General features: G+C 72.8%; 18 protein-coding genes. 12 read left to right on the top strand and 6 right to left on the bottom strand.

The annotated features are described in order from the left end of the window. Positions 1-59: 59 nt before the first annotated feature. Genes ACWGR4_RS07650 through ACWGR4_RS07640 form a run of 3 tightly spaced genes read right to left on the bottom strand, consistent with a single transcriptional unit; the run spans position 60 to position 3724 of the window. Positions 60-1079, bottom strand: coding sequence for an acetamidase/formamidase family protein (locus tag ACWGR4_RS07650; RefSeq protein ID WP_380001752.1), 1020 nt, complete (start codon positions 1077-1079; stop codon positions 60-62). Further along, complete coding sequence (locus tag ACWGR4_RS07645; protein ID WP_380001750.1) at positions 1076-2530, bottom strand: APC family permease; 1455 nt, start codon at positions 2528-2530, stop codon at positions 1076-1078. The genes ACWGR4_RS07650 and ACWGR4_RS07645 overlap by 4 nt, the downstream gene beginning before the upstream one ends. A gap of 54 nt (positions 2531-2584) precedes the next feature. Then, entirely contained in the window at positions 2585-3724 is a 1140-nt protein-coding gene (locus ACWGR4_RS07640) for a substrate-binding domain-containing protein (RefSeq protein ID WP_380001748.1), read from the bottom strand. Positions 3725-3774: 50 nt separating this feature from the next. Here ACWGR4_RS07640 and ACWGR4_RS07635 point away from each other — a divergent pair, with 50 nt between their 5' ends. Then, a complete protein-coding gene (locus tag ACWGR4_RS07635) occupies positions 3775-4215 on the top strand; it encodes a MarR family winged helix-turn-helix transcriptional regulator (RefSeq protein ID WP_380001746.1) in 441 nt (146 codons plus the stop codon). Positions 4216-4223: 8 nt separating this feature from the next. Here ACWGR4_RS07635 and ACWGR4_RS07630 read toward each other — a convergent pair whose 3' ends face one another. After that, complete coding sequence (locus ACWGR4_RS07630) at positions 4224-6638, bottom strand: ABC transporter (RefSeq protein WP_452128512.1); 2415 nt, start codon at positions 6636-6638, stop codon at positions 4224-4226. 306 nt (positions 6639-6944) lie between these two features. On the opposite strand from ACWGR4_RS07630, the gene ACWGR4_RS07625 reads away from it, so the two are divergent. The 3 genes from ACWGR4_RS07625 (at position 6945) to ACWGR4_RS07615 (ending at position 9362) form a co-directional block, all read left to right on the top strand. Next, on the top strand, positions 6945-8399 hold the full coding sequence (locus tag ACWGR4_RS07625; RefSeq protein WP_452128513.1) for a hypothetical protein: 1455 nt from the start codon (positions 6945-6947) through the stop codon (positions 8397-8399). 397 nt (positions 8400-8796) lie between these two features. Then, positions 8797-9117 carry a DUF6247 family protein gene (locus ACWGR4_RS07620; RefSeq protein ID WP_126639905.1) on the top strand — a complete coding sequence of 107 codons (321 nt, stop codon included), beginning with the start codon at positions 8797-8799 and terminating at the stop codon, positions 9115-9117. Further along, positions 9114-9362 carry a hypothetical protein gene (locus ACWGR4_RS07615; RefSeq protein ID WP_380001740.1) on the top strand — a complete coding sequence of 83 codons (249 nt, stop codon included), beginning with the start codon at positions 9114-9116 and terminating at the stop codon, positions 9360-9362. Before ACWGR4_RS07620 ends, ACWGR4_RS07615 begins: the two co-directional genes overlap by 4 nt. A gap of 47 nt (positions 9363-9409) precedes the next feature. Here ACWGR4_RS07615 and ACWGR4_RS07610 read toward each other — a convergent pair whose 3' ends face one another. Together ACWGR4_RS07610 and ACWGR4_RS07605 are read right to left on the bottom strand one after the other, a co-directional pair. After that, positions 9410-10624, bottom strand: a complete 1215-nt coding sequence (locus ACWGR4_RS07610; protein WP_380001738.1) for an acyl-CoA dehydrogenase family protein — start codon at positions 10622-10624, stop codon at positions 9410-9412. Positions 10625-10790: 166 nt separating this feature from the next. After that, a complete protein-coding gene (locus tag ACWGR4_RS07605) occupies positions 10791-11186 on the bottom strand; it encodes a VOC family protein (protein WP_380001736.1) in 396 nt (131 codons plus the stop codon). A 186-nt stretch (positions 11187-11372) separates the two neighbouring features. Here ACWGR4_RS07605 and ACWGR4_RS07600 point away from each other — a divergent pair, with 186 nt between their 5' ends. The 8 genes from ACWGR4_RS07600 (at position 11373) to ACWGR4_RS07565 (ending at position 19397) form a co-directional block, all read left to right on the top strand. Beyond that, complete coding sequence (locus ACWGR4_RS07600) at positions 11373-12392, top strand: ADP-ribosylglycohydrolase family protein (protein ID WP_452128514.1); 1020 nt, start codon at positions 11373-11375, stop codon at positions 12390-12392. 79 nt (positions 12393-12471) lie between these two features. After that, positions 12472-13959, top strand: coding sequence for a phosphatase PAP2 family protein (locus tag ACWGR4_RS07595; protein WP_380001732.1), 1488 nt, complete (start codon positions 12472-12474; stop codon positions 13957-13959). 295 nt (positions 13960-14254) lie between these two features. Next, positions 14255-14686 (top strand): hypothetical protein, encoded by a 432-nt coding sequence (locus ACWGR4_RS07590; protein ID WP_380001730.1) that lies wholly within the window; start codon positions 14255-14257, stop codon positions 14684-14686. 147 nt (positions 14687-14833) lie between these two features. Then, on the top strand, positions 14834-15208 hold the full coding sequence (locus tag ACWGR4_RS07585; protein ID WP_452128515.1) for a VOC family protein: 375 nt from the start codon (positions 14834-14836) through the stop codon (positions 15206-15208). A 124-nt stretch (positions 15209-15332) separates the two neighbouring features. Next, positions 15333-16340, top strand: a complete 1008-nt coding sequence (locus ACWGR4_RS07580) for an ArsR/SmtB family transcription factor (protein ID WP_452128516.1) — start codon at positions 15333-15335, stop codon at positions 16338-16340. 99 nt (positions 16341-16439) lie between these two features. Continuing rightward, a complete protein-coding gene (locus ACWGR4_RS07575) occupies positions 16440-17120 on the top strand; it encodes a uracil-DNA glycosylase (protein WP_380001724.1) in 681 nt (226 codons plus the stop codon). A 253-nt stretch (positions 17121-17373) separates the two neighbouring features. Beyond that, positions 17374-18663, top strand: a complete 1290-nt coding sequence (locus ACWGR4_RS07570; RefSeq protein WP_380001722.1) for a MurT ligase domain-containing protein — start codon at positions 17374-17376, stop codon at positions 18661-18663. Continuing rightward, positions 18663-19397 (top strand): type 1 glutamine amidotransferase, encoded by a 735-nt coding sequence (locus tag ACWGR4_RS07565; RefSeq protein WP_380002067.1) that lies wholly within the window; start codon positions 18663-18665, stop codon positions 19395-19397. Before ACWGR4_RS07570 ends, ACWGR4_RS07565 begins: the two co-directional genes overlap by 1 nt. Positions 19398-19436 lie beyond the last annotated feature (39 nt).

Raw genomic sequence — 19436 nt, 5'->3', positions numbered from 1 at the left:
CCGGAGTCGATGTCGCGGCACGCTCCCGCAGGTGTGGGAGCCGCGCCCCGACCGCGCCCTCAGCGCTCCCGCAGGTACGCCCCCGCCACCGCGCGCAGGTGGTCGTGCCGCCCCTCGTAGGCGCGCTGCCGGCCCAGCGTCGCCTTCGGGAGCTTGGCCACCATCGTGTAGTTCGTGTCGCACACGTTGGCGGCCGGGGCCAGGCCGGCCTGGCTGACCAGCTGGTAGGCGTCGAGCAGGTCCAGGTCCAGCAGGGCGGCCGTCCAATCGACCAGGTCACGCTGGCTGATCCGGTAGGCGTCCTCCAGCGGGCGGGCCGAGCCCGTGGTCATCAGGTAGTGGTCGTTCTCCAGGCGCGGCGACACGGGTGCGCCGCCCTTGATCAGGTCGACCACGATCACCGTGCGCATCGCGGCCTCCACCGCCGTACCGCACACCTCCCCCTCGCCCTGCCGGGCGTGGCCGTCGCCGATCGAGAGCATGCCGCCCGCGACGTTGACGCCGAAGTACGCGGTGGTGCCGGCGCGCATCTCGGGGGTGTCCATGTTGCCGCCGTGCGCCCCCGGGGTGATCGACATCAGCGTCTCGCCGCCGGCCGGCGCCACCCCGACGGTGCCGTGCATCGGGTCCAGGGGCAGCTCGACCGAGAAGTCGCTCTTGCGGGCCCGGAAGCGGCAGACGCCCGCCTCGACGTCCAGGTCGTAGACCCAGACCCGTTCCTCCAGCGGCGCGTGCAGCATCGCGGTGGTCGGCGTCGCGGTCAGCGCGCCGAAGTGCGGGAAGGTGCTGGAGATGCCCCAGTCCCGGGCGGGCGAGATGTCCACGAAGTGCACCGCGAGGGTGTCCCCGACCTCCGCGCCCTCGACCGCGATCGGGCCGGTGACGGGATTGAGGTAGGGGAACTCGCAGACCGCGCTGGGCAGATCGTCGAAGCCCTTGACGTTGCCGCCGAAGCAGTCCTCGGTGGACAACTCGACGATGGTGCCGGGGCGCACCGTCACCAGCGGTCGGCGACCGCCGAAGGTGTACGCGTACTGGTGGTAGGTCGGCCGTAGCGAGACGACTTCGAGCAGGGTCATACGGGTTCCTCGAGCGGATCGATGGCGGAGATCTTGGGCCGGCGGCCCGCCAGGACCAGACCGGAGAGCAGGGCGAGGCCGATCGCGAACCAGATCGTGCCCAGGCGCTGCGCGTCGTCGTCGGCCTTGTAGACGACGTACGCCAGAATCGCGAAGCCGATCGAGGGCGCGATCAGGTGTCGCCAGTAGTCGCGGCTCTTGTGCCGGACGAGGTAGTGCACGACCACCGAGACGTGCAGGACGAGGAAGGTGGTCAGCGCGCCGATGTTGACCAGGCTGCTCAGCTTGGTGATGCCGTCGTCGCGGGTGCTGGTGTACAGCCCGAGTGCGAGCGAGACGGCGGCGGTGAGCAGCGTGGCGTTGACCGGCACCCGGTGCTTGGGGTGCACCTTGGCCAGGATGGACGGCAGTTGCCGGTCGCGGGCCATCGCGTAGAGCAGGCGTGAGGTGGCCGCCTGGGCGACCAGCGAGTTGGCGAAGCCCCAGGCGACGGCGGTGGCCACGGCGGTGAGCTTGGCCAGCCAGCCGCCGGCCGCGACCCGGGCCGCGTCGTAGAACGCGGTGCCGTCCGGGTCGCCGTTGGCGATCAGCGCCTTGGGGTCCTCCACGAGGAGCGAGGCCACCCAGGTCTGCACGATGAACAGGGTGCCGGCGAGCAGCAGCGCGGCGACCATCGAGCGGCCGATGGCCTTGGCCGAGTCCTTGTTCTCCTCGGACAGCATGGAGATGCCGTCGAAGCCGAGGAAGCTCAGCGCCGCGATCGAGACGGCGCCGAAGGCCAGGCTCCAGGAGAAGGTGTCGCCGTTGTACAGCGGGGTGAAGTCGAAGCCCCGGCCCTTGCCGTCCATCAGCGCGACCACGCCGACGACCACGAACAGCAGCAGGACGATCAGCTCGCCGATCAGCATGATCTTGTTGACCTTGGCGGTCATCTCCACGCCCAGGTAGTTCACCGCCGTGTTCAGCAGTACGAAGCCGACCACCCACATCCACACCGGGATCGAGCCGACCAGCGAGTTCATCGCCACGGCGGCGATCAGGTAGAGCAGGCCGGGGACGAGGATGTAGTCCAGCAGGATCATCCAGCCGGCCAGGAAGCCCACGGGCGCGGCGATGCCGCGACCGGCGTAGGAGTACACGGATCCGGCCATCGGGAAGGCCTGGGACATCTGCGCGTAGGACAGCGCGGTGAACATCATCGCGACCATGCCGATGATGTACGTGAGCGCGACCATGCCGCCGGAGCCCTGGAACACGCCGCCGAAGATGCCGAACGGCGCGATCGGGACCATGAAGACCAGGCCGTAGACGAGCAGGTCGCGAAAACTCAGCGAGCGGCGGAGCTCTTGCTTGTAGCCGTACTTCTCGATCGACTCGGGTCCACCGGTCGGGTCGGGTCTGCCGGTGGACCCGGGTCTCGCGGCGGATTCGGGCGCGGGGACTTCGCTCATGGTGATCTCTCCTCGGGACGACCCCGAGGGGTCTCGGAGAGACCCTAGATCCAGTTATTTCCAAATGGAAGTACTTTCGCGGCGCGGAAGCACGGCGAAATCCAGCCCCTCCGCCCGCGCGAGGAACACCTGCCGGCGCGGCGGGCCCAGCGGCGACCGCGCCCAGGCCGCCCGAGTGCCCTCCGGGTCCCCGTCGAGCAGGCGATGCACCGCCGCCGCCAACCCGTTGGGGCCCAGCGCGTTCCACGACGCGAGCGCCGCGACCAGGTGCAGCCCGTCGTACAGCCCCTCCGCGTAGGCGTCCAGAACCGGTGCGTCCGGCCCGAACAGCGCCCGGTGCCGCTCGGCCAGCCCCAGCCGGCGATCGTCGGTCTGCGACGCGAACGACTGCATCACCGCGTACATCCCGCCGGTGTCGTCGCCGCCGTAGGCCAGCAGGCCGTTCTCCTCCAGGGATCCGGAAAGCCGCACCAGGATCCGGTCCAGACCGGCGTGCCGCAGCGCCCGATTGAAGTCGACCAGGTCCCGCCCGATCAGGCTGAGCAGCAGCGCATCGGCCCCGGTCGTGCGCAGCCCCTGGAACAATTCGTCCAGCCCCTCGCGCACCGCGCCGAAGGCGACCCGCCGCTCGTACACCACACTGCTGCGCGCCTCGGCGATCAGCCGGGCCGCCGCACGGTGCGTGGCCTGCGGCCAGATGTAGTCGTTGCCGATCAACGCCCAGCGGCGCAGCCGATGTTGCCGGGTCAACCAGCCGATCGACTCGCGCAGCTGCCGCATCGGGTCGACTCCGGTGCACACCACGCCGGGCAGCCGGCGACCGCCCTCGTGCGGCGGGGTGAAGATGTACGGCACACGTCCTGTCACCACCGCCTCGATCGCGCGGTGCACGTCGCTGGTGTGGAAGCCGACCAGCACCTCCACCGCTCCGGCGTCGGCGAGTTGTCGCACCTGTGCGGCGACCTCGGCGGGTGGGACACCGGCGTCCACCAGCACCAGTTCGAGCCGGCGGTCGCGCACCCCGCAGGCGGAGTTGATCTCGTGCGCCGCGAGCAGCGCGGCATCCACGGCGGAGGGGCCGATGATGCCGAGCGCACCGGACTGGGGCACCACGAGGCCCACTCGAAGCACCTGGGGATTCCGGTCGGAATACAGCGCGTCGAGCGGCTCGATCAGGACTGTCTCGACGCTCATCAGGCGAGTAAGTATGCTCCTGAGAACGGTCCGGTGAAGGGGTGATCAGCATGTCCGCCGGCGAACTTGCCGAACGCGCCGTCGCACCGCCGCTTCTGGTCGAGGCGCTGACCGTCGCGCAGCGCCGACTCACCCGCACGCTGACCGTCGCCCTGACCGAGGAGGACTGCACCCTCGACCAGTGGCTGGTGTTGCGCACCCTGGGCGACGGCACGGGGCGATCGATGGGCGAACTGGCCCGGGCCCTGGTGATCCCGCAGGCCACGCTGACCCGGATCGTGGACGCGCTGGTGGACGGCGGCCACATCTACCGCCGCCAGTCCGGGGCCGACCGCCGCCGGATCACGGTCCACCTGTCCCGGCGCGGTACGGACCGACTCGCCCGGCTGAACGCGCTGGCCGAGGCACACGAGGCGGCCGTACGCGCGGCGTGCGCGAGCGAGGACCCGGCGGCCCTGCTGGCGTTCCTGGCCGGGCCCGACGCCGCCTGACCGGCCCGTCACCGCCCGCCGAGAAACCGCGCCGTCACCCCCACCCCCCGGGCCGCCACCTCCCCCGGCACCCCGCTCGCCACGATCCGCCCGCCGTGCACACCGCCGCCCGGCCCCAGGTCGATCAGCCAGTCGGCGCCGGCGATCACGTCCAGGTCGTGTTCGACCACCACCACCGTGTTGCCCGCGTCGACCAGACCGTGCAACTGCCGCATCAGCAACTCCACATCCGCCGGATGCAGACCCGCCGTCGGCTCGTCCAGGACATAGAGCGTGTGCCCGCGTCGGGCCCGCTGCAACTCGCTCGCCAGCTTGATCCGCTGCGCCTCGCCGCCGGACAGTTCGGTCGCGGGTTGGCCCAGGCGCAGATAGCCCAGGCCCACCTCGCGCAGCGTGGTCAAACTGCGCGCGGCGGCGGGCACGTCGGCCAGGAAGTCGGCCGCGTCGTCCACGGTCAGCCCGAGCACGTCCGCCACGTTCAGCCCGCGATAGGCGACCTCCAGGGTGGCCGGGTCGTACCGGGCGCCGTGGCAGGTCGGACACGGCGCGTACGTGCCCGGCAGGAACAACAACTCGACCGCGACGAAGCCCTCCCCCGCACAGGTCTCGCAGCGCCCCTCGGCCACGTTGAACGAGAACCGGCTCGCGGTCCACCCGCGCTCCCGCGCCGCGTCGGTCTCCGCGAACAACCGGCGTACGGTGTCGAACAGCCCGGTGTAGGTGGCCAGGTTCGAACGCGGCGTGCGCCCGATCGGCTTCTGGTCCACCCGCACCAGTCGGTCGATCGCCCCCAGTCCCTCGACCGCGCGCACCTCGCCCGACACCGGCCCGTCGTCCTCGTCCGGCTCCGCCCCGGTGCCCAGGTGCGCCGCCGTCACCTCGGCCAGCACCCCACCGACCAGGCTCGACTTGCCCGACCCCGACACCCCGGTGACCACGGTGAACACGCCCAGCGGGAACGCCACGTCCAGATCGCGCAGATTGTGCAGGGTGACCCCGGTCAACGTCAGCCACGCGCCGGCCGACCGCGGCTCGCGCACCGGCGGCGGGCCGGCCGGGAACAGGAAGCGGCGCGTCGCCGAGTCGGCCACCTCGCGCAACCCCGCCGGCGGGCCGCTGTACAGGATCCGGCCGCCGCCCTCGCCCGCGCCCGGCCCCACGTCCACCAGCCATCCGGCCCGGCGGGCGACGGCCATCCGATGCTCCACCACGAACAGCGAGTTCCCGGCCGCCCGCAGCCGGTCGAGCACCACGAGCAGCGCCTCGGTGTCCGCCGCGTGCAACCCGGCCGACGGCTCGTCGAGCACGTACACCACCCCGAACAACCCGGACCGCAACTGGGTGGCCAGGCGCAACCGCTGCAACTCGCCCGAGGACAACGTCGGCGTCTCGCGCGCCATGCCCAGATAGCCCAGCCCCAGCTCGACCAGCACCGCGATCCGCGCCACCAGGTCCGCGCAGATCGTCGCGGCGGCCTCCCCGTCCGGCTTCGCCTCGGCCAGCACCCGGGCCGCCTCGGTCAGCGGCAGCGCGACGAGCGCGGCGATGTCGTACCCGGCGAACGTCACCGCCAGCGAGGCCGGCCGCAACCGCCGACCGTGGCAGACCGGACACGGCCCGCTGCGCAGGAAACGCTCCACCCGCTTGCGCTGCGTCGCGCTCTTCGAGGTCGCGAACGTCTTCAGCACGATCCGCCGGGCACTGCTGTACGTGCCCTGGTAGTCGCGCTGGATCCGGCTCGCGTCGCGCACCGGATGCACGGTGACCACCGGTTGGTCGTCGGTGAACAGGATCCACTCCCGCTCGGCCTTCGGCAGCTCACGCCACGGCCGGTCCACGTCGTAGCCGAGCGTGGCCAGGATGTCCCGCAGATTCTTCCCGTACCACGCGCCCGGCCAGGCGGCGATCGCCCCGTCCCGGATCGACAGGTCCGGATCCGGGACCAGCGACGCCTCGTCGACGTCGTGCACCCGCCCGAGCCCGTGACAGTTCGGACAGGCCCCGGCGGCGGTGTTCGGGGAGAACGCGTCCGAGTCCAACCTCGGCGCGCCCGGCGGATACTTCCCCGCGCGGGAGAACAACATCCGCAGCGAGTTCGACAACGTGGTCAGCGTGCCCACCGTCGACCGCGACGTCGGCGCGGACCGCTGCTGCCGCAGCGCGATCGCCGGCGGCAATCCGTCGATTTCGTCCACGTGCGGCGCGCCGACCTGCTGGATCAACCGGCGCGCGTAGGGCGCGATCGACTCGAAGTAGCGCCGCTGCGCCTCCGCGTACAGCGTGCCGAACGCGAGCGAGGACTTGCCCGACCCGGACACCCCGGTGAACACCACGAACGTGTCGCGTGGGATGTCCACGTCCACGTCCCGCAAATTGTGCTCCCGCGCGCCGCGCACTCGCACATACGGATCGTGCTCGCTCATCCACCCGCTCCTCGCCACACCGCTCTCGGCCACACCACCGGAAGGTTGTCGTATGCCCGCGCCGGCGAACAGCCGAACCGCAGGCCCACCGCACGACGGCCTCGAAACCGCCCGGTTCCTCGCCCGCCTCCCGCCGACACGCTTCGAGGGGTGACTCCCCCGGCTCGGCCGCCCCCGCCCGGGATCTCCCACCCCGGCCGCGGACCGGGTTCGGTCCTCCGCCCGCTCCCCGTGCCGCTGGTGATCGTCGGGCATCGGCGCTAGCTTCGGCGCGCGCCGGGTGGCGGCGCGTGTGAGGGGGCGTCGATGGGGTTGGACGGGATCGATCCACGCACACCGGTCCTGGTCGGGGTCGGGGTGGCGGATCAGCGCCTGGCCGAGGCCGGGGCCGGGGTGGGCGAGTTGGAGTTGATGGCGCGGGCCGTCGAGGACGCGGCCGAGGGGCTCGGCGGGCTGCTCGGGGCGGTGCGGCGGGTCCTGGTGCCGCGCGGGACCTGGCGGCACGGCGATCCGGGGCGGTGGCTGGCCGAGCGCTTCAAGCTCGTCGACGCGCACAGCACGTTGGCCGAACTGGGCGTCCTGCAACAGTCGTTGCTCACCCGTGCGAGCACCGACATCGCGTCCGGCCGAGTGGACGCGGTCCTGGTGGTGGGCGGCGAGGCGGCGCATCGGCGGCTGCGCGCCCGGATCGCCGGGGTCGAGTTGGTCGATCCGGTCGCGGACGGGGTGCCGGACACGGTGTGGGCGCCGGGCGCGGACATCCTGGCCCGGGTCGAGATCGATCGCCATCTGGCGGTGCCGGCCCGGCAGTACGCGGTCCTGGAGTCGGCGATCGGCGCCGCGCGCGGCGTGTCGCCGGCGCAGGACGCCCGGGAGATCGCGGCGCTGTGCGCGCAGTTCGCCGCCGTCGCCGCCGAGGGCGGGCGATCGATCCGCGGCCGCACGGTGTCCGAGGACGAGTTGTTGGCCCCGGTCGGGCGCAACGCATGGTTGGCGAGCCCCTATACCAAGTGGCACTGCTCGCAGATGAACGTCGACCAGGCCGCCGCGCTGGTGTTGTGCTCGGTGGAGACGGCGCGCCGGTTCGGCGTCGCGCGCGAGCGGTGGGTGTTCCCGACGGTGGCGGCCGAGTCGAACACGATGGTGCCGCTGGTGGCCCGGCCGGACCCGGCCCGCTCGCCGGGCTTCGCGGCGGTCGGCGCGGCGCTGGGCCCCGGGGCGGCCGACGCCGCGCATGTGGACCTGTACAGCTGTTTCCCGGCGGCGGTCCGGATCCAGCGGCACGAACTGGGTCTGACCGGGCGCGCCGATCGGGAGCTGACCACGACCGGCGGGATGGCGTTCGCGGGCGGTCCGCTCAACACGTACGCGCTGCACGCCACCGTCGAGGTGGCGAGGCGGGTCCGCGAGGGCGGGGACGGGCTGGTCACCAGCGTGTCGGGCATGGTGACCAAGCAGGCCGGGGCGCTGTGGTCGGCGCGCCCCGCTCCCGGCGGCTTTCGCGCGGTGGACGTGAGCGCCGAGTTGCCCGCCCGCCCGGTGGACCCGGACTATACGGGCCCGGCACGGGTGGTGGGCTGCACGGTGGCCTTCGACGGGGGCGAACCGGCGGTGGCGATCGTGGTGGTCGAGGGCGAGGGCGGCGGCGGGGTGCGGTCGGTGGCCTCCTCGACCGACGCGGACGTGCTGGCGTCGATGCGTACGGACGCGTGGGTCGGCCGGGCGGTGCGGGTGAGCGGGGCGGCGTTCGAGCCGGCGTAGGGCCCGGCGGGTGGTGGGCGGTTGTCGGCCGTGCCGTCGGGGCGGCGGCGCCCGGGTGTCCGCCGTGCCCGGGAGATGGGATCGGTTCGTGGCGGGTATCCGGGTGGCGACGTCGCGACCGCGACGCGCTACCTGCTTGGAGGTCGCAGTGACCGACCCGTGGCCCGACCCGCTGCCCCCGGTGCCGCCGATGCCCCTCCCCCACCCGCTGCCCGAACCCGGCCCGGAGCCCCTGCCACCCGACCCGGGCACACCTCCGCCCCCCGACAAGCCGGAGCCGGCCCCCGAACCGGGCCCGGTGTCCTGAAAGGGTGCACGGGCTGCGCTTCGCCGGGCGTACGGCCGATCGTCGCGCGCCGGCTGTCGGTCGACCCGGCGGGGCCGGCACGCTGAGGACATGGACACGACGATCCCCGAACCACGCACGCCCGACCTGGTGATCCGGGTCGGGGGTGCCCGCTGGCCGTCGCCGGCCGAGATCCGAGCCGAGTTGCCCGAGGACGTCCGCGCCGAGTTCGAGCGGGAGTTCGCCGCCGCCCTCGCCCACGCCCACGACACCGGGCAATTGGCCCTGCTCGCCGATCTGCTCGCCGGATGGCAGCGACACCTGATCCTGCGCCGCACCGGCGACTACGAACGTGTCCTCGAACGGGCCGCCCGGCTGCACGCGGGCGAGGAACTGGAAACGGTGCCCGCCGCCGAGACCAGGCGCACATGAGCTACCTCGTGGTGTACGACGCCCCCGCCGCCCGGCAGAAGGCGGGCCTGCCGCAGCCCGCGGTCGCCGCGCTCAACAACCTGGAGAGCGCGCTGGAACGTGACCCGTGGAGCGTCGGCGGCCGGATGCACAGCGGTCTCAAGACCATGCGCGAAGCCGCGTTCGGAGCCTTCGGTTTCATCACCTTCGTGATCGAGGACAACCGCGTCCGAGTCACCGTGATGAACGTGGTCTGGACCGGCTGAGCCCGCGGGGCGCCGCCCCGACGCCCCGCCCGACGACGCGGCGCGGGTCAGCGAATCGGCACCCCCGCCAACGTGCGGGCGATGACCAGGCGTTGGATCTCGCTGGTGCCCTCGAAGATGGTGTAGATCGCGCTGTCGCGGTGCATACGCTCGACCGGGTACTCGCGGGTGTAGCCGTTGCCGCCGAGGATCTGCATCGCCGCCGACGTCACCCACTTGGCGGTCTCGCCCGCGTACAGCTTCGACATCGAGCCCTCGGCCGCGGTGAACGGCTGTTTCGTCGCGGCCATCCACGAGGCGCGCCAGGTGAGCAGGCGGGCCGCGTCGATCCGGGTGCGCATGTCGGCGATGGTGAACGCGACGCCCTGGTTGTCGATGATGGGCCGGCCGAACTGCTCGCGGACCTGGGCGTATTCCAGCGCCACCTCGTAGGCGGCGCGCGCGATGCCCACGGCCTGGGCCGCGACCGCCGGGCGCGACGACTCGAAGGTGGCCATCGCCGCGTTCGAACGCGCGGAGGTGCCGGACCTGGCCCGCGCGATCCGCTCGTCCAGCTTGTCCTTGCCGCCGAGCAGGCAGTCGCCGGGCACCCGGACGTTGTCCAGGATCACCTCGGCGGTGTGCGACGCGCGGATCCCGTGCTTCTTGAACTTCTGCCCCTGGGACAGCCCCGGCGTGTTCGGCGGGATCACGAAACTGGCCTGGCCCCGCGAGCCGAGCGTGGCGTCGGTGGTGGCGACCACGACGTGCACGTGTGCGATACCGCCGTTGGTGGCCCAGGTCTTGACCCCGTTGAGGATCCAGTCGCCGGTCGCCTCGTCGTAGTCGGCCCGGGTGCGCATCGAGGAGACATCGGAGCCGGCGTTCGGCTCGGACGAGCAGAACGCGGCGACGCGGACGTTGTCGGGCGTACCGAACAACTCGGGTGCCCAGGTGATGATCTGCTCCTGGGTGCCGTTGGCCACCAGGCCCGCCGCGGCGAGCGCGGTGCCGGACAGCGCGAGGCCCAACCCGGCGTCGCCCCAGAACAGTTCCTCCATGATCAGCGGAATGCTCAGGCCGGTGGGGTCGAATGCCTGGGTGCTGAAGAAGTCCAGCGAATAGAGTCCGATCTTGGCGGCTTCCTGGATGATCGGCCAGGGGGTCTCCTCGCGCTCGTCCCACTCGGCGGCGGCCGGCCGCATGGTCTCCGCTGCAAAGGTGTGCACCCAGTCGCGGATGGTGGTCTGGTCCTCGTTCAGGGCGAGGCTGAAGGCGGTCATGGGTGGCGGGCCCCCGGGACATCGTCGAATTGTTACCGGCTGGTAGCTTGAGTGTGTCGCCGTCCCCGTGGGGCCGTCAAGGGGCGTCGAGAGGTGCCGACGAATCCGCCCGGCCCCACCGACCCGAGCACGGCGCACAGGGCACGGAACGCGGCGCGCCCGACGGTCAGATGCCGGGCCGATAGCGGATCGGATGCTCGTCCGGGACCTGCACCACACAGATGCGCACACCGTCGGGGTCGGCGATCCACATCTCGTCGAGCCCCCACTCCTCGCGGCGCGGTGCGCGCAGCACGGTGGCGCCCCGGTCCACGAGTTCGCGGTGGGTGGCCGGCAGGTCCCGCACCTGGAGCCACAACCGCAGATCCTCGCCCCCGGGCCCGCCGCCGGTCGCGGTGCCGGAGACCTCGAGGAAACCGCCGCCGAGAAAGAACACCGTCCCGCGATGGATCCCGGTACCGAACTCGCGGGCGATCGCGAGGCCGAGCACGTCGCGATAGAAGATCAGCGAACGCTCGGGATCGACGGGGCGCAGCAGGATACGACCGGAAAGTACGTCCATCCTCCGAGTTTCGCCCCGATTCGGCCGTTTCCAACCCTCCTCGAGCCGAACCCGGGAGAGCGAGCCGCCGGTCGGACGGACGTGCAGGCGGGCGAGGGGACCGGCGCAGGCGCGAGTGGGCGGAAAGTGGCCGGCTGCCGGCACACCGGGCCGGCAGGGTGGGCGGTCGACGAAGGGTGGTATCGCATGGTGGGGAACGCGGAGCGGGTGCGCGGGAGCATGTTCGGGTTGGCGTATGGGGACGCGTTGGGCGCGCCGACGGAGTTCCTGTCGTACGCGCAGATCGTGCGCCGGTACGACCTGCCCGGACCGATGGATCTGGAGGGCACGCCGGCCCAGGTCACCGACGACACCCAGATGGGCCTGGCGGTGGCCCGGGCGGTGATCGACGCGCGCGCCGACGGCGGGGCGTTCACCGCCGAGCGGCTGACCCCGCTCCTGGTGGACCGGTTCCTGGCCTGGTGGGACTCCCCCGACAACACCCGCGCGCCGGGCCACACATGCATGTCCGCATGCGCGGAGCTGGCCGCCGGACGGGCCTGGCCCGACGCCACCCGGCGCGGCTCCAAGGGCTGCGGCGCCAACATGCGGGTCACCCCGCTGGGCCTGCTCGACGGCGTCGACGAGGCCGACCGGTGCGGCGCCGCCCAACTCCAGTCCGCGATCACCCACGGACACCCCACCGCGCTGACCGCCTCGGACCTGACCGCGACCGCCGTACACGCGCTGCGCACCGGCGCGCCGATCACCGAACTCCCCGCCCTGCTGCGCGCGCACGCCGAGGCGCAGCGCGAGGTGTACCGGGGCGACTGGCTCGGCGAAGACCTGTGGCGCGGCCCGTTCGCCGACACCCCGGAGGGCTTCGTCGCGCGCGGCTGGGACGAGTGCCTGGCCGTGCTCGATCGGTTGGACCAGGCCGTGGCGGAGGGCGACCGCCGCGCGGACCCGTGTCGGATCACCGGTGCCGGGTGGATCGCCGAGGAGGCGCTGGCCACGGCGGTGTTGTGCGTCCTGCTGTATCCGGACGACCCGCGCTCGGCCGTCGCCCGGGCAGCCGGCTCCTCCGGCGACTCGGACTCGATCGCCGCGTTGGCCGGCGCCATGATCGGCGCCGCACACGGCATCGACGCCTGGCCCGCCGCGTGGTCCGAGCGCATCGAGTACCACGCCGAACTCGCCGAGACGTCGGCGGCCCTGGCCGGGTAGACCGCGCCGCCGACAGGTTCGAACGCCGTATCGACGCCCGCCTTGCGTATGCGTCGGGATTCTTTGCGAAGATTCACGGATGGGAAAGATCCATGCCGCCGACCGGGCGGCCTTCGCGTGGGTGGCCTCGCATCATGTGCCGTGGGCGAACAAGGCATTGCCGGCCTTGTCGCGGGCGGCCAACCATTCGCGCCTGTGGGCGGTGACCGGTGCGGGGATGGCGCTTTCCGGCGGGCGCAGCGGGCGCCGGGCGGCGTTGCGCGGCCTGGGTTCGGTGGCGCTGGCCTCGACCGTGAGCAATGTGCTGCTCAAGAGCTGGGTGCGCCGGCCGCGTCCGGTGATCGACGCGGTGCCCATGGCGCGTCGGCTGAGCCGGCAGCCGTGGACCACCTCGTTCCCGTCCGGGCACGCCGCGTCGGCGGCGGCGTTCGCCACCGGCGTCGCGCTGGAGTCGCGCCCGCTGGGCGTGGCGGCCGGTGCGCTGGCCGGCTCGGTGGCCTTCTCCCGGGTGTACACGGGTGTGCACTACCCGGGTGACGTGCTCGCGGGCGCGGCGCTCGGCGCGGGCCTGGCGGCGGTGACGCTGCGCTGGTGGCCGACCCGCCCGGTGGAGGCCGCGACCGCACCGCAACCGCGCGGCAAGGTGCCGTCGCTGGTCGACGGCGACGGCCTGGTGGTCGTGGTGAACGCCTCGGCCGGCCCCGAGGGCGACACCGCACAGCGGCTGCGCGAACTGCTGCCCGCCGCGAAGGTGGTCGAGCGCGGCCAGGACGGCGACCTGGTCGCGCTGCTGTGCGAGGCGGCCCGGGAGGCGCAGGTGCTCGGCGTCGCGGGCGGCGACGGCAGTGTGAACTGCGCGGCGCGGATCGCGCTGGACCGGGGCATGCCGCTCGCCGTCTTCCCGGCGGGCACGCTCAACCACTTCGCGGGCGACCTGGGGCTGATCCGGCTCGACGACACCGCGCAGGCGCTCGCCGCGGGCGAGGCGGTCCTGGTGGACGTCGCCGAACTCCAGCGCGACCACTCGCACCCGTTCTCCGACGACGGCGAGGAGCTGGGCCCGGAGTTGTTCCTGAACACGTTCTCGCTCGGCGTGTATCCCGATCTGGTGCGCTTCCGCGAGGAGTTGGAGCGCAAGATCGGCAAGTGGCCGGCCATGCTGGTCGGCCTGGTCCGGGTGCTGCGGGACGCGGGCCCGGTGAAGATGCGGGTCAACGGTCGGCCGAGGTCGTTGTGGCTGATCTTCCTCGGCAACGGGGAGTACGCCCCGGAGGGCTTCGCGCCCACCTATCGCCCCGACCTCACCGACGGCCTCCTCGACGTACGCATCGTCGACGCCTCCCGCCCGCTGGCCCGCACCCGACTGGTCGCGGCCGTTCTGTCCGGCACACTCGGCACCTCGCGGGTCTACGAGGCGTCCACGGCGCGCACGATGCACCTGTCCGAGATCCAGGAGGGCGCCGAACTCGCGGTGGACGGCGAGGTCCGCCCCGGCGCCTCCCAGCTCCGCATCGCCAAGGGCCGCCGCCTGATGGTCTACCGCCCGGAGGGTGCCCTCCGCGACTGAGCACGTTGCGGCGGGACCCGCCGGGGACGACCCGGTCGCCGGTGGGCCGCAAGCCGGGCCGGTTCGACCTGCCGTCGCGGCCGGCCGAAGTGAGGGCCTTCCCGATAGCGGAGGCGGGAGTCCGTGGGGGCTAATGGTGCGGGCGGTGACGCCTGTGCGGGTCCCGTGGACCCCGGTGGAAACCGGTGGGCGGGTTCCGCGCGTGGTGGGGGTGCGGGGCCCGAATCGGGGCACCGCTACGGTGTGGGCCGCCGGTCGATGGGCCGGGGGTACAGGCAGGTTTCGATCGGGGGCAGTGGTGGCGGTTTCGGGCGCGATATCCGGGTCGGCCGGACGCGTGGCGACGGTGTTGGCGGCGGGCCGGGTGGCCGCCGGGGTGGTGTCGTTGGTGGCGCCGCGCGGCGGGGTGTGGTTGCGGCCCGCGGCGGCCCGGGAGGCGTCGCTGCTCGGCCGCGGTCTGGGCGCGCGCGACGTGTTGTTGGGCGCGGGTGTACTGCGGGCGCTGGCCTCCGGGCGCGGCACCGCCGAGTGGGGCTGGTTCGCGGCGGCGTCGGATCTGGTCGACGGGGCGGGCGGGGCGCTCGAATGGCGGCGCCTGACCCCGGCGGAACGCGCGTGGGTGGGCGCGGTGTTCGCGCTGGCCGCGTGCGAGGCGGCGGTGGCGCTGTCCCTGGCCGGCGGGGACACCGAGGCCCTGGAGGGCGTCCTTCCCGTCGTCCCCGACTAGGACCCGGCACCCGCAACCGCCTCCGTCGCGTCGGCGTCCTCCGTACCGCATCCGCCACGCCGGGTCCCCGTCCCGATCGGCCGCCGTCCACAATGCGGTCGGTCGCCCATCGTACGGATCCCGGCTCGACCGCGAGGAGACCCCACCGTGGCCGTCAGCCTCAACCACACCATCGTCCCCGCGATCGACCACCGCGCCGCGGCCCGGTTCTTCGCCACCGTGATGGGCCTGGAGGTACTGCCCCCGGCGGGCGCCGACGGCCACTTCGCCCCCGTGCGGGTCAACGAACAACTCACGCTCGACTTCATGACCGTGCCCGGCGCCGAGGGGCACCATCTCGCCTTCGACGTCGACCCCGACACGTTCGACGCGATCCTGGCCCGGATCCGCGCGGCCGGGATCCCGTACGGCAGCAGCCCTCGCGACCGGACCAACGGCCGCATCGACCATCCCCTGTGCCCGCGCGGCCTGTTCTTCGCCGACGACTCGGGCAACCTGTACGAGGTCATGTCCCCGGCCTGAGCGACCGGACCGGCCCGGCCCGCCTCGGCCCCGGCCCTTGCACCCCGATGCAAACCTTTCGACCGGGGCGTTGGGGTCGCTACCGTGGCGTGGGGGCCGTTGAAAGGATTGTCGCGGGGGTAGCATGCTCCGGTTCCACCTGACCGGCGAGGATCTGCACCGGTTGCGGTTGGCCGATCGGCTCGACCCGATGTGGGAGATCGCGTTCACCCTGCATCTCCTGCAAAGCCGGGAGCCGGACCTCGTGTTCGCCGCGTGGCGACAGGAGGTGTGCGCCGCGTTGGAATCGGCCGAGCTGACCCGGGCGGTCCGCGAACTCGCCCGGCTCTATCCCCGCTCCGAGCCCTTCCCCGACTTCCTGGTGCCTCCGGGTACGGCCGGCGACCTGGACATCGGCATCGACCGGGTACTGGCCACCCCGGCCGCCACGATCGCCGCCGATCTGGCCCAACTGGCGGCCGGCACACGGCCGTTGCCGAGTTGGGCAACGGCGCTGGCCGCCGGCGACGCGGCCGGTCTGCGGCGTTTCGGCCGACTGCTGCGCGCCTATCACACGATCGCGGTCGCCCCGTACGCCTCCCGGGCCGCGACCGCGTTCGAGGCGGATCGGGCGCAGCGCGCGGAGGCGGTGCTCTCCGGCGGAGTACGCGGTCTGCTCGGCAGCTTCCCGCCGCAACTGATGTCCTGGCACGACGACATCCTGAGCACACCCTGTCCGGTCGACGCCGACATCCGCGCCGACGGCCGGTCCATCGTGATGGTGCCCTCGTTCTTCTGCGGCCCGAACCTGTTCGCCGTGGTGCAGCCCGAACTCCCCATCGTGTTGACGTATCCCGTGGCCCGCCCGGCGGACTGGCTCACCCGGGGCCGCGACGCCCTCGACACGTCCGCCGTCCCGCTCTCCCGACTCGTCGGCTCCGCCCGGGCCGCCGCGCTGAACGCGATCGGCAGCGGGGTCAACACCTCCCGCCTGGCCGCGATCATCGGCGTGTCCATGGCCACCGCGAGCCGCCACGCGAGCGTGCTGCGCGAGGCGGGCCTGGTCTCCTCCGAACGCCGCGGCCAGTCGATGGTGCACGTGCGTACCCGTCTTGGCACCGCGCTGCTCAACGGCCGAGTCCCCCGCATCTGACCGGCCCCGACCGCCGGCGGCGGCGCCCGTCGCGGGCGGTCGCCGACCGGAACGTCGGCGTGCGGGTCGTGTCACCCGTTTGCCCTATGCTCAACTCCCATGGTGGCGCGGCCGTTGGGCGAAATTGTCGAGGCAGGATGGGCCAAGGCCCTGGAACCGGTGGCGGGTCGCATCGCCGCCATGGGCGACTTCCTGCGAGGAGAGATCGCCGCGGGGCGACGCTACGTGCCCGCGGGCGCGAACGTACTGCGGGCGTTCATGCAGCCGTTCGCGGATGTGCGCGTGTTGATCGTCGGCCAGGACCCCTACCCGGGCCCCGGGCACGCGGTGGGCCTGAGCTTCGCCGTCGCCCCGGAGGTGTGGCCGCTGCCACCGTCGCTGATCAACATCTTCACCGAGATGAACCGCGACCTGGACGTGCCGCTGCCGACCAACGGCGACCTGACTCCGTGGACCAAGCAGGGCGTACTGCTGCTCAACCGATCCCTGACCACCGCTCCCGGTCGCTCCAACGCCCATCGGGGCAAGGGCTGGGAGGAGGTCACCGAGCAGGCGATCCGAGCGCTCGGCGAGCGCGGCACGCCGCTGGTGAGCATCCTGTGGGGCCGCGAGGCACGCAACGCCCGGCCGCTGCTCGGTCCGGGCGCGGCGGTGGTGGAGTCGACCCACCCGTCCCCGAAGTCGGCCGACTACGGCTTCTTCGGCTCGCGTCCGTTCTCCCGCACCAACGACCTCCTGGTCGCCCAGGGCGCACAACCCATCGACTGGCGCCTGCCGTAGGGACGCGGGCCGGGCGCGGGGCGACCAAGGCGAAACTCGCCGCGCACCGGCCGACGGACCGTGGCGGAACACACGCCCCGCCGACCGGCTCGACCGCAACCGCGACGACCGGCCCGGGCGTCCCCTCTCATACACATCCCGTACACACCGTCGCCGGCGACGGAAGGGCGGATGATCTCGATAGGGTGGCGGCCGGTACACCCGGTCATGGGCCACCGCCGGTCGGGGCCGTCGCTTGGAGGAACCTTCTTCGATGTCAGGCAATAGCGTTCCCGGCCAGGGGGCCGCGCCGCGGCGCTCCCCCGAGGCGTTGCCGCCGCGTTCCAAATTGGCGATCACCGCGAGTCGGGTGACCGCGGCCATCTCGCGGCGCGCCGGCAAGGGCAGCGGCTCGGTCATCGGCGGCAAGCTCGCGCTGCGGCTCGCCCCGGACCTGCTCGCGCAGTTGTCGGTGGGGTTGCAGGTGGTGCTGATCTCCGGCACCAACGGCAAGACCACCACCACGCGTCTGGTCGCCGAGGCGATGCGCGCCGCGGGTCCCGTGGTGTCCAACGCGCTGGGCGCGAACATGCCTGCGGGAATCACCTCCGCGCTGGCCGGCGCGGGCGACGAGGCGCGCTACGGCGTGATCGAGGTCGACGAGAAGTACCTGGCCGGTGTCGCCCGCGACTCCGACCCGGTGGCCATCGCGCTGCTCAACCTCTCCCGCGACCAGCTCGACCGGGCCGCCGAGACCCGCATGCTCGCCGAGAAGTGGCGCGAGGGCCTGCGCGGGCGCGACGCGATCGTGGTCGCCAACGCCGACGACCCGCTGATCGTGTGGGCGGCCTCGTCCAGCAAGGACGTGCTCTGGGTCGCTGCCGGGCAGACCTGGCAGGAGGACTCCTGGTCCTGCCCGCAGTGCGGTGGCGTGATGCAGCGTCCGGGCGACGACTGGTTCTGCTCGCAGTGCGACTTCCGCCGCCCCTCCCCCACGTGGTCGCTCGCCGGAGATCGGATGGTCGACCCGGACGGGCGGATCTGGCCTCTGCACCTGCAGCTGCCCGGCCGGGCCAACCGGGCCAACGCGGTGACCGCGGCGGCCATAGCGTCGTTGTTCGGCGTGCCCGTCGAGGCGGCCCTGGAGCGGATGAAGCACGTCACGGCCGTCGCCGGTCGCTACGACGTGGTCGACTACATGGGCCGCAAGCTGCGGCTGCTGCTGGCGAAGAACCCGGCCGGCTGGGTCGAGACGTTCTCGCTGATCAACCCGCCGCCGACGCCGGTCATCCTGTCCGTCAACGCGCTGGACGCGGACGGCAAGGACACCTCGTGGATCTGGGACGTCGACTTCACCCAGCTCGCCGGCCGTCCGCTGTTCGTCCTCGGCCAGCGCCGCCTCGACCTGGCGGTCCGCCTGGAGGTCGCGGGCCTGCAGTTCCAGGTCTTCGAGACGGCCGCCCAGGCGGTGGCGGCCTGTCCGCCCGGCCAGATCGAGGTCATCGCCAACTACACGGCGTTCCAACAGCTGCGCAAGACGATCAAGGAAGCGGCACAGGCATGATCGGTGAGAGCAGGCTGCGCCTGGTCTGGATCTACCCGGACCTGCTCAGCACATATGGCGACCAGGGCAACGCGCTGATCGTGGAGCGGCGCGCGCTGATGCGCGGCATCGAGGTCGAGCGTGTCGACGTACGCTCCGACCAGCCCGTGCCCACCTCCGGCGACATCTACCTGATCGGCGGTGGCGAGGACCGGCCGCAGCGCCTGGCCGCGGAACGGTTGCGCCGCGACCCGGGCCTGGCCACGGCGGTGGGCGCGGGCGCCGCGCTGCTCGCGGTCTGCGCGGGCTACCAGATCATCGGTACCGAGTTCATCGACGACCTGGACCAGCCCGAGGCGGGCCTGGGTCTGCTCGACGTGCGCTCCGGGCGCGGCGCGCCGGGCAAGCGCTGCGTCGGCGAGGTGCTGGCCGAGGTCGACCCGGCGCTCGGGCTGCCGGTGTTGTCCGGCTTCGAGAACCACCAGGGCGTCACGTACGTGGGCCCCGGCGCCAAGCCGCTGGCCAGGGTCACCCACGGCAACGGCAACGGCACGGGCGACGGCACCGAGGGCGCGTACGCGGGTCGGGTGATCGGCACGTACATGCACGGTCCGGTGATGTCCCGCAACCCGGCGCTGGCCGACCTGCTGCTCACCTGGGCCACCGGCGTGCCGCTGACCCCGCTGGGCGACCACTGGCACGAGCAGCTGCGCTCGGAGCGCCTGCGCACCGTGCGCGCCGCCGCCTCGAACTGACCCACCCCGCACCTGCGTCGGGCCCGCATACCGTCGAGG

It is taken from the genome of Embleya sp. NPDC055664, from assembly GCF_053618075.1.
This window is presented reverse-complemented; position numbering and strand designations above follow the sequence as displayed.

Excerpts from the sequence above, each read along its gene's own strand:
- ACWGR4_RS07650 (WP_380001752.1), bottom strand. The coding sequence starts at position 1,079 with ATGACCCTGCTCGAAGTCGTCTCGCTACGGCCGACCTACCACCAGTAC.
- ACWGR4_RS07645 (WP_380001750.1), bottom strand. The coding sequence starts at position 2,530 with ATGAGCGAAGTCCCCGCGCCCGAATCCGCCGCGAGACCCGGGTCCACC.
- ACWGR4_RS07640 (WP_380001748.1), bottom strand. The coding sequence starts at position 3,724 with ATGAGCGTCGAGACAGTCCTGATCGAGCCGCTCGACGCGCTGTATTCC.
- ACWGR4_RS07635 (WP_380001746.1), top strand. The coding sequence starts at position 3,775 with ATGTCCGCCGGCGAACTTGCCGAACGCGCCGTCGCACCGCCGCTTCTG.
- ACWGR4_RS07630 (WP_452128512.1), bottom strand. The coding sequence starts at position 6,638 with ATGAGCGAGCACGATCCGTATGTGCGAGTGCGCGGCGCGCGGGAGCAC.
- ACWGR4_RS07625 (WP_452128513.1), top strand. The coding sequence starts at position 6,945 with ATGGGGTTGGACGGGATCGATCCACGCACACCGGTCCTGGTCGGGGTC.
- ACWGR4_RS07620 (WP_126639905.1), top strand. The coding sequence starts at position 8,797 with ATGGACACGACGATCCCCGAACCACGCACGCCCGACCTGGTGATCCGG.
- ACWGR4_RS07615 (WP_380001740.1), top strand. The coding sequence starts at position 9,114 with ATGAGCTACCTCGTGGTGTACGACGCCCCCGCCGCCCGGCAGAAGGCG.
- ACWGR4_RS07610 (WP_380001738.1), bottom strand. The coding sequence starts at position 10,624 with ATGACCGCCTTCAGCCTCGCCCTGAACGAGGACCAGACCACCATCCGC.
- ACWGR4_RS07605 (WP_380001736.1), bottom strand. The coding sequence starts at position 11,186 with ATGGACGTACTTTCCGGTCGTATCCTGCTGCGCCCCGTCGATCCCGAG.
- ACWGR4_RS07600 (WP_452128514.1), top strand. The coding sequence starts at position 11,373 with ATGGTGGGGAACGCGGAGCGGGTGCGCGGGAGCATGTTCGGGTTGGCG.
- ACWGR4_RS07595 (WP_380001732.1), top strand. The coding sequence starts at position 12,472 with ATGGGAAAGATCCATGCCGCCGACCGGGCGGCCTTCGCGTGGGTGGCC.
- ACWGR4_RS07580 (WP_452128516.1), top strand. The coding sequence starts at position 15,333 with ATGCTCCGGTTCCACCTGACCGGCGAGGATCTGCACCGGTTGCGGTTG.
- ACWGR4_RS07575 (WP_380001724.1), top strand. The coding sequence starts at position 16,440 with ATGGTGGCGCGGCCGTTGGGCGAAATTGTCGAGGCAGGATGGGCCAAG.
- ACWGR4_RS07570 (WP_380001722.1), top strand. The coding sequence starts at position 17,374 with ATGTCAGGCAATAGCGTTCCCGGCCAGGGGGCCGCGCCGCGGCGCTCC.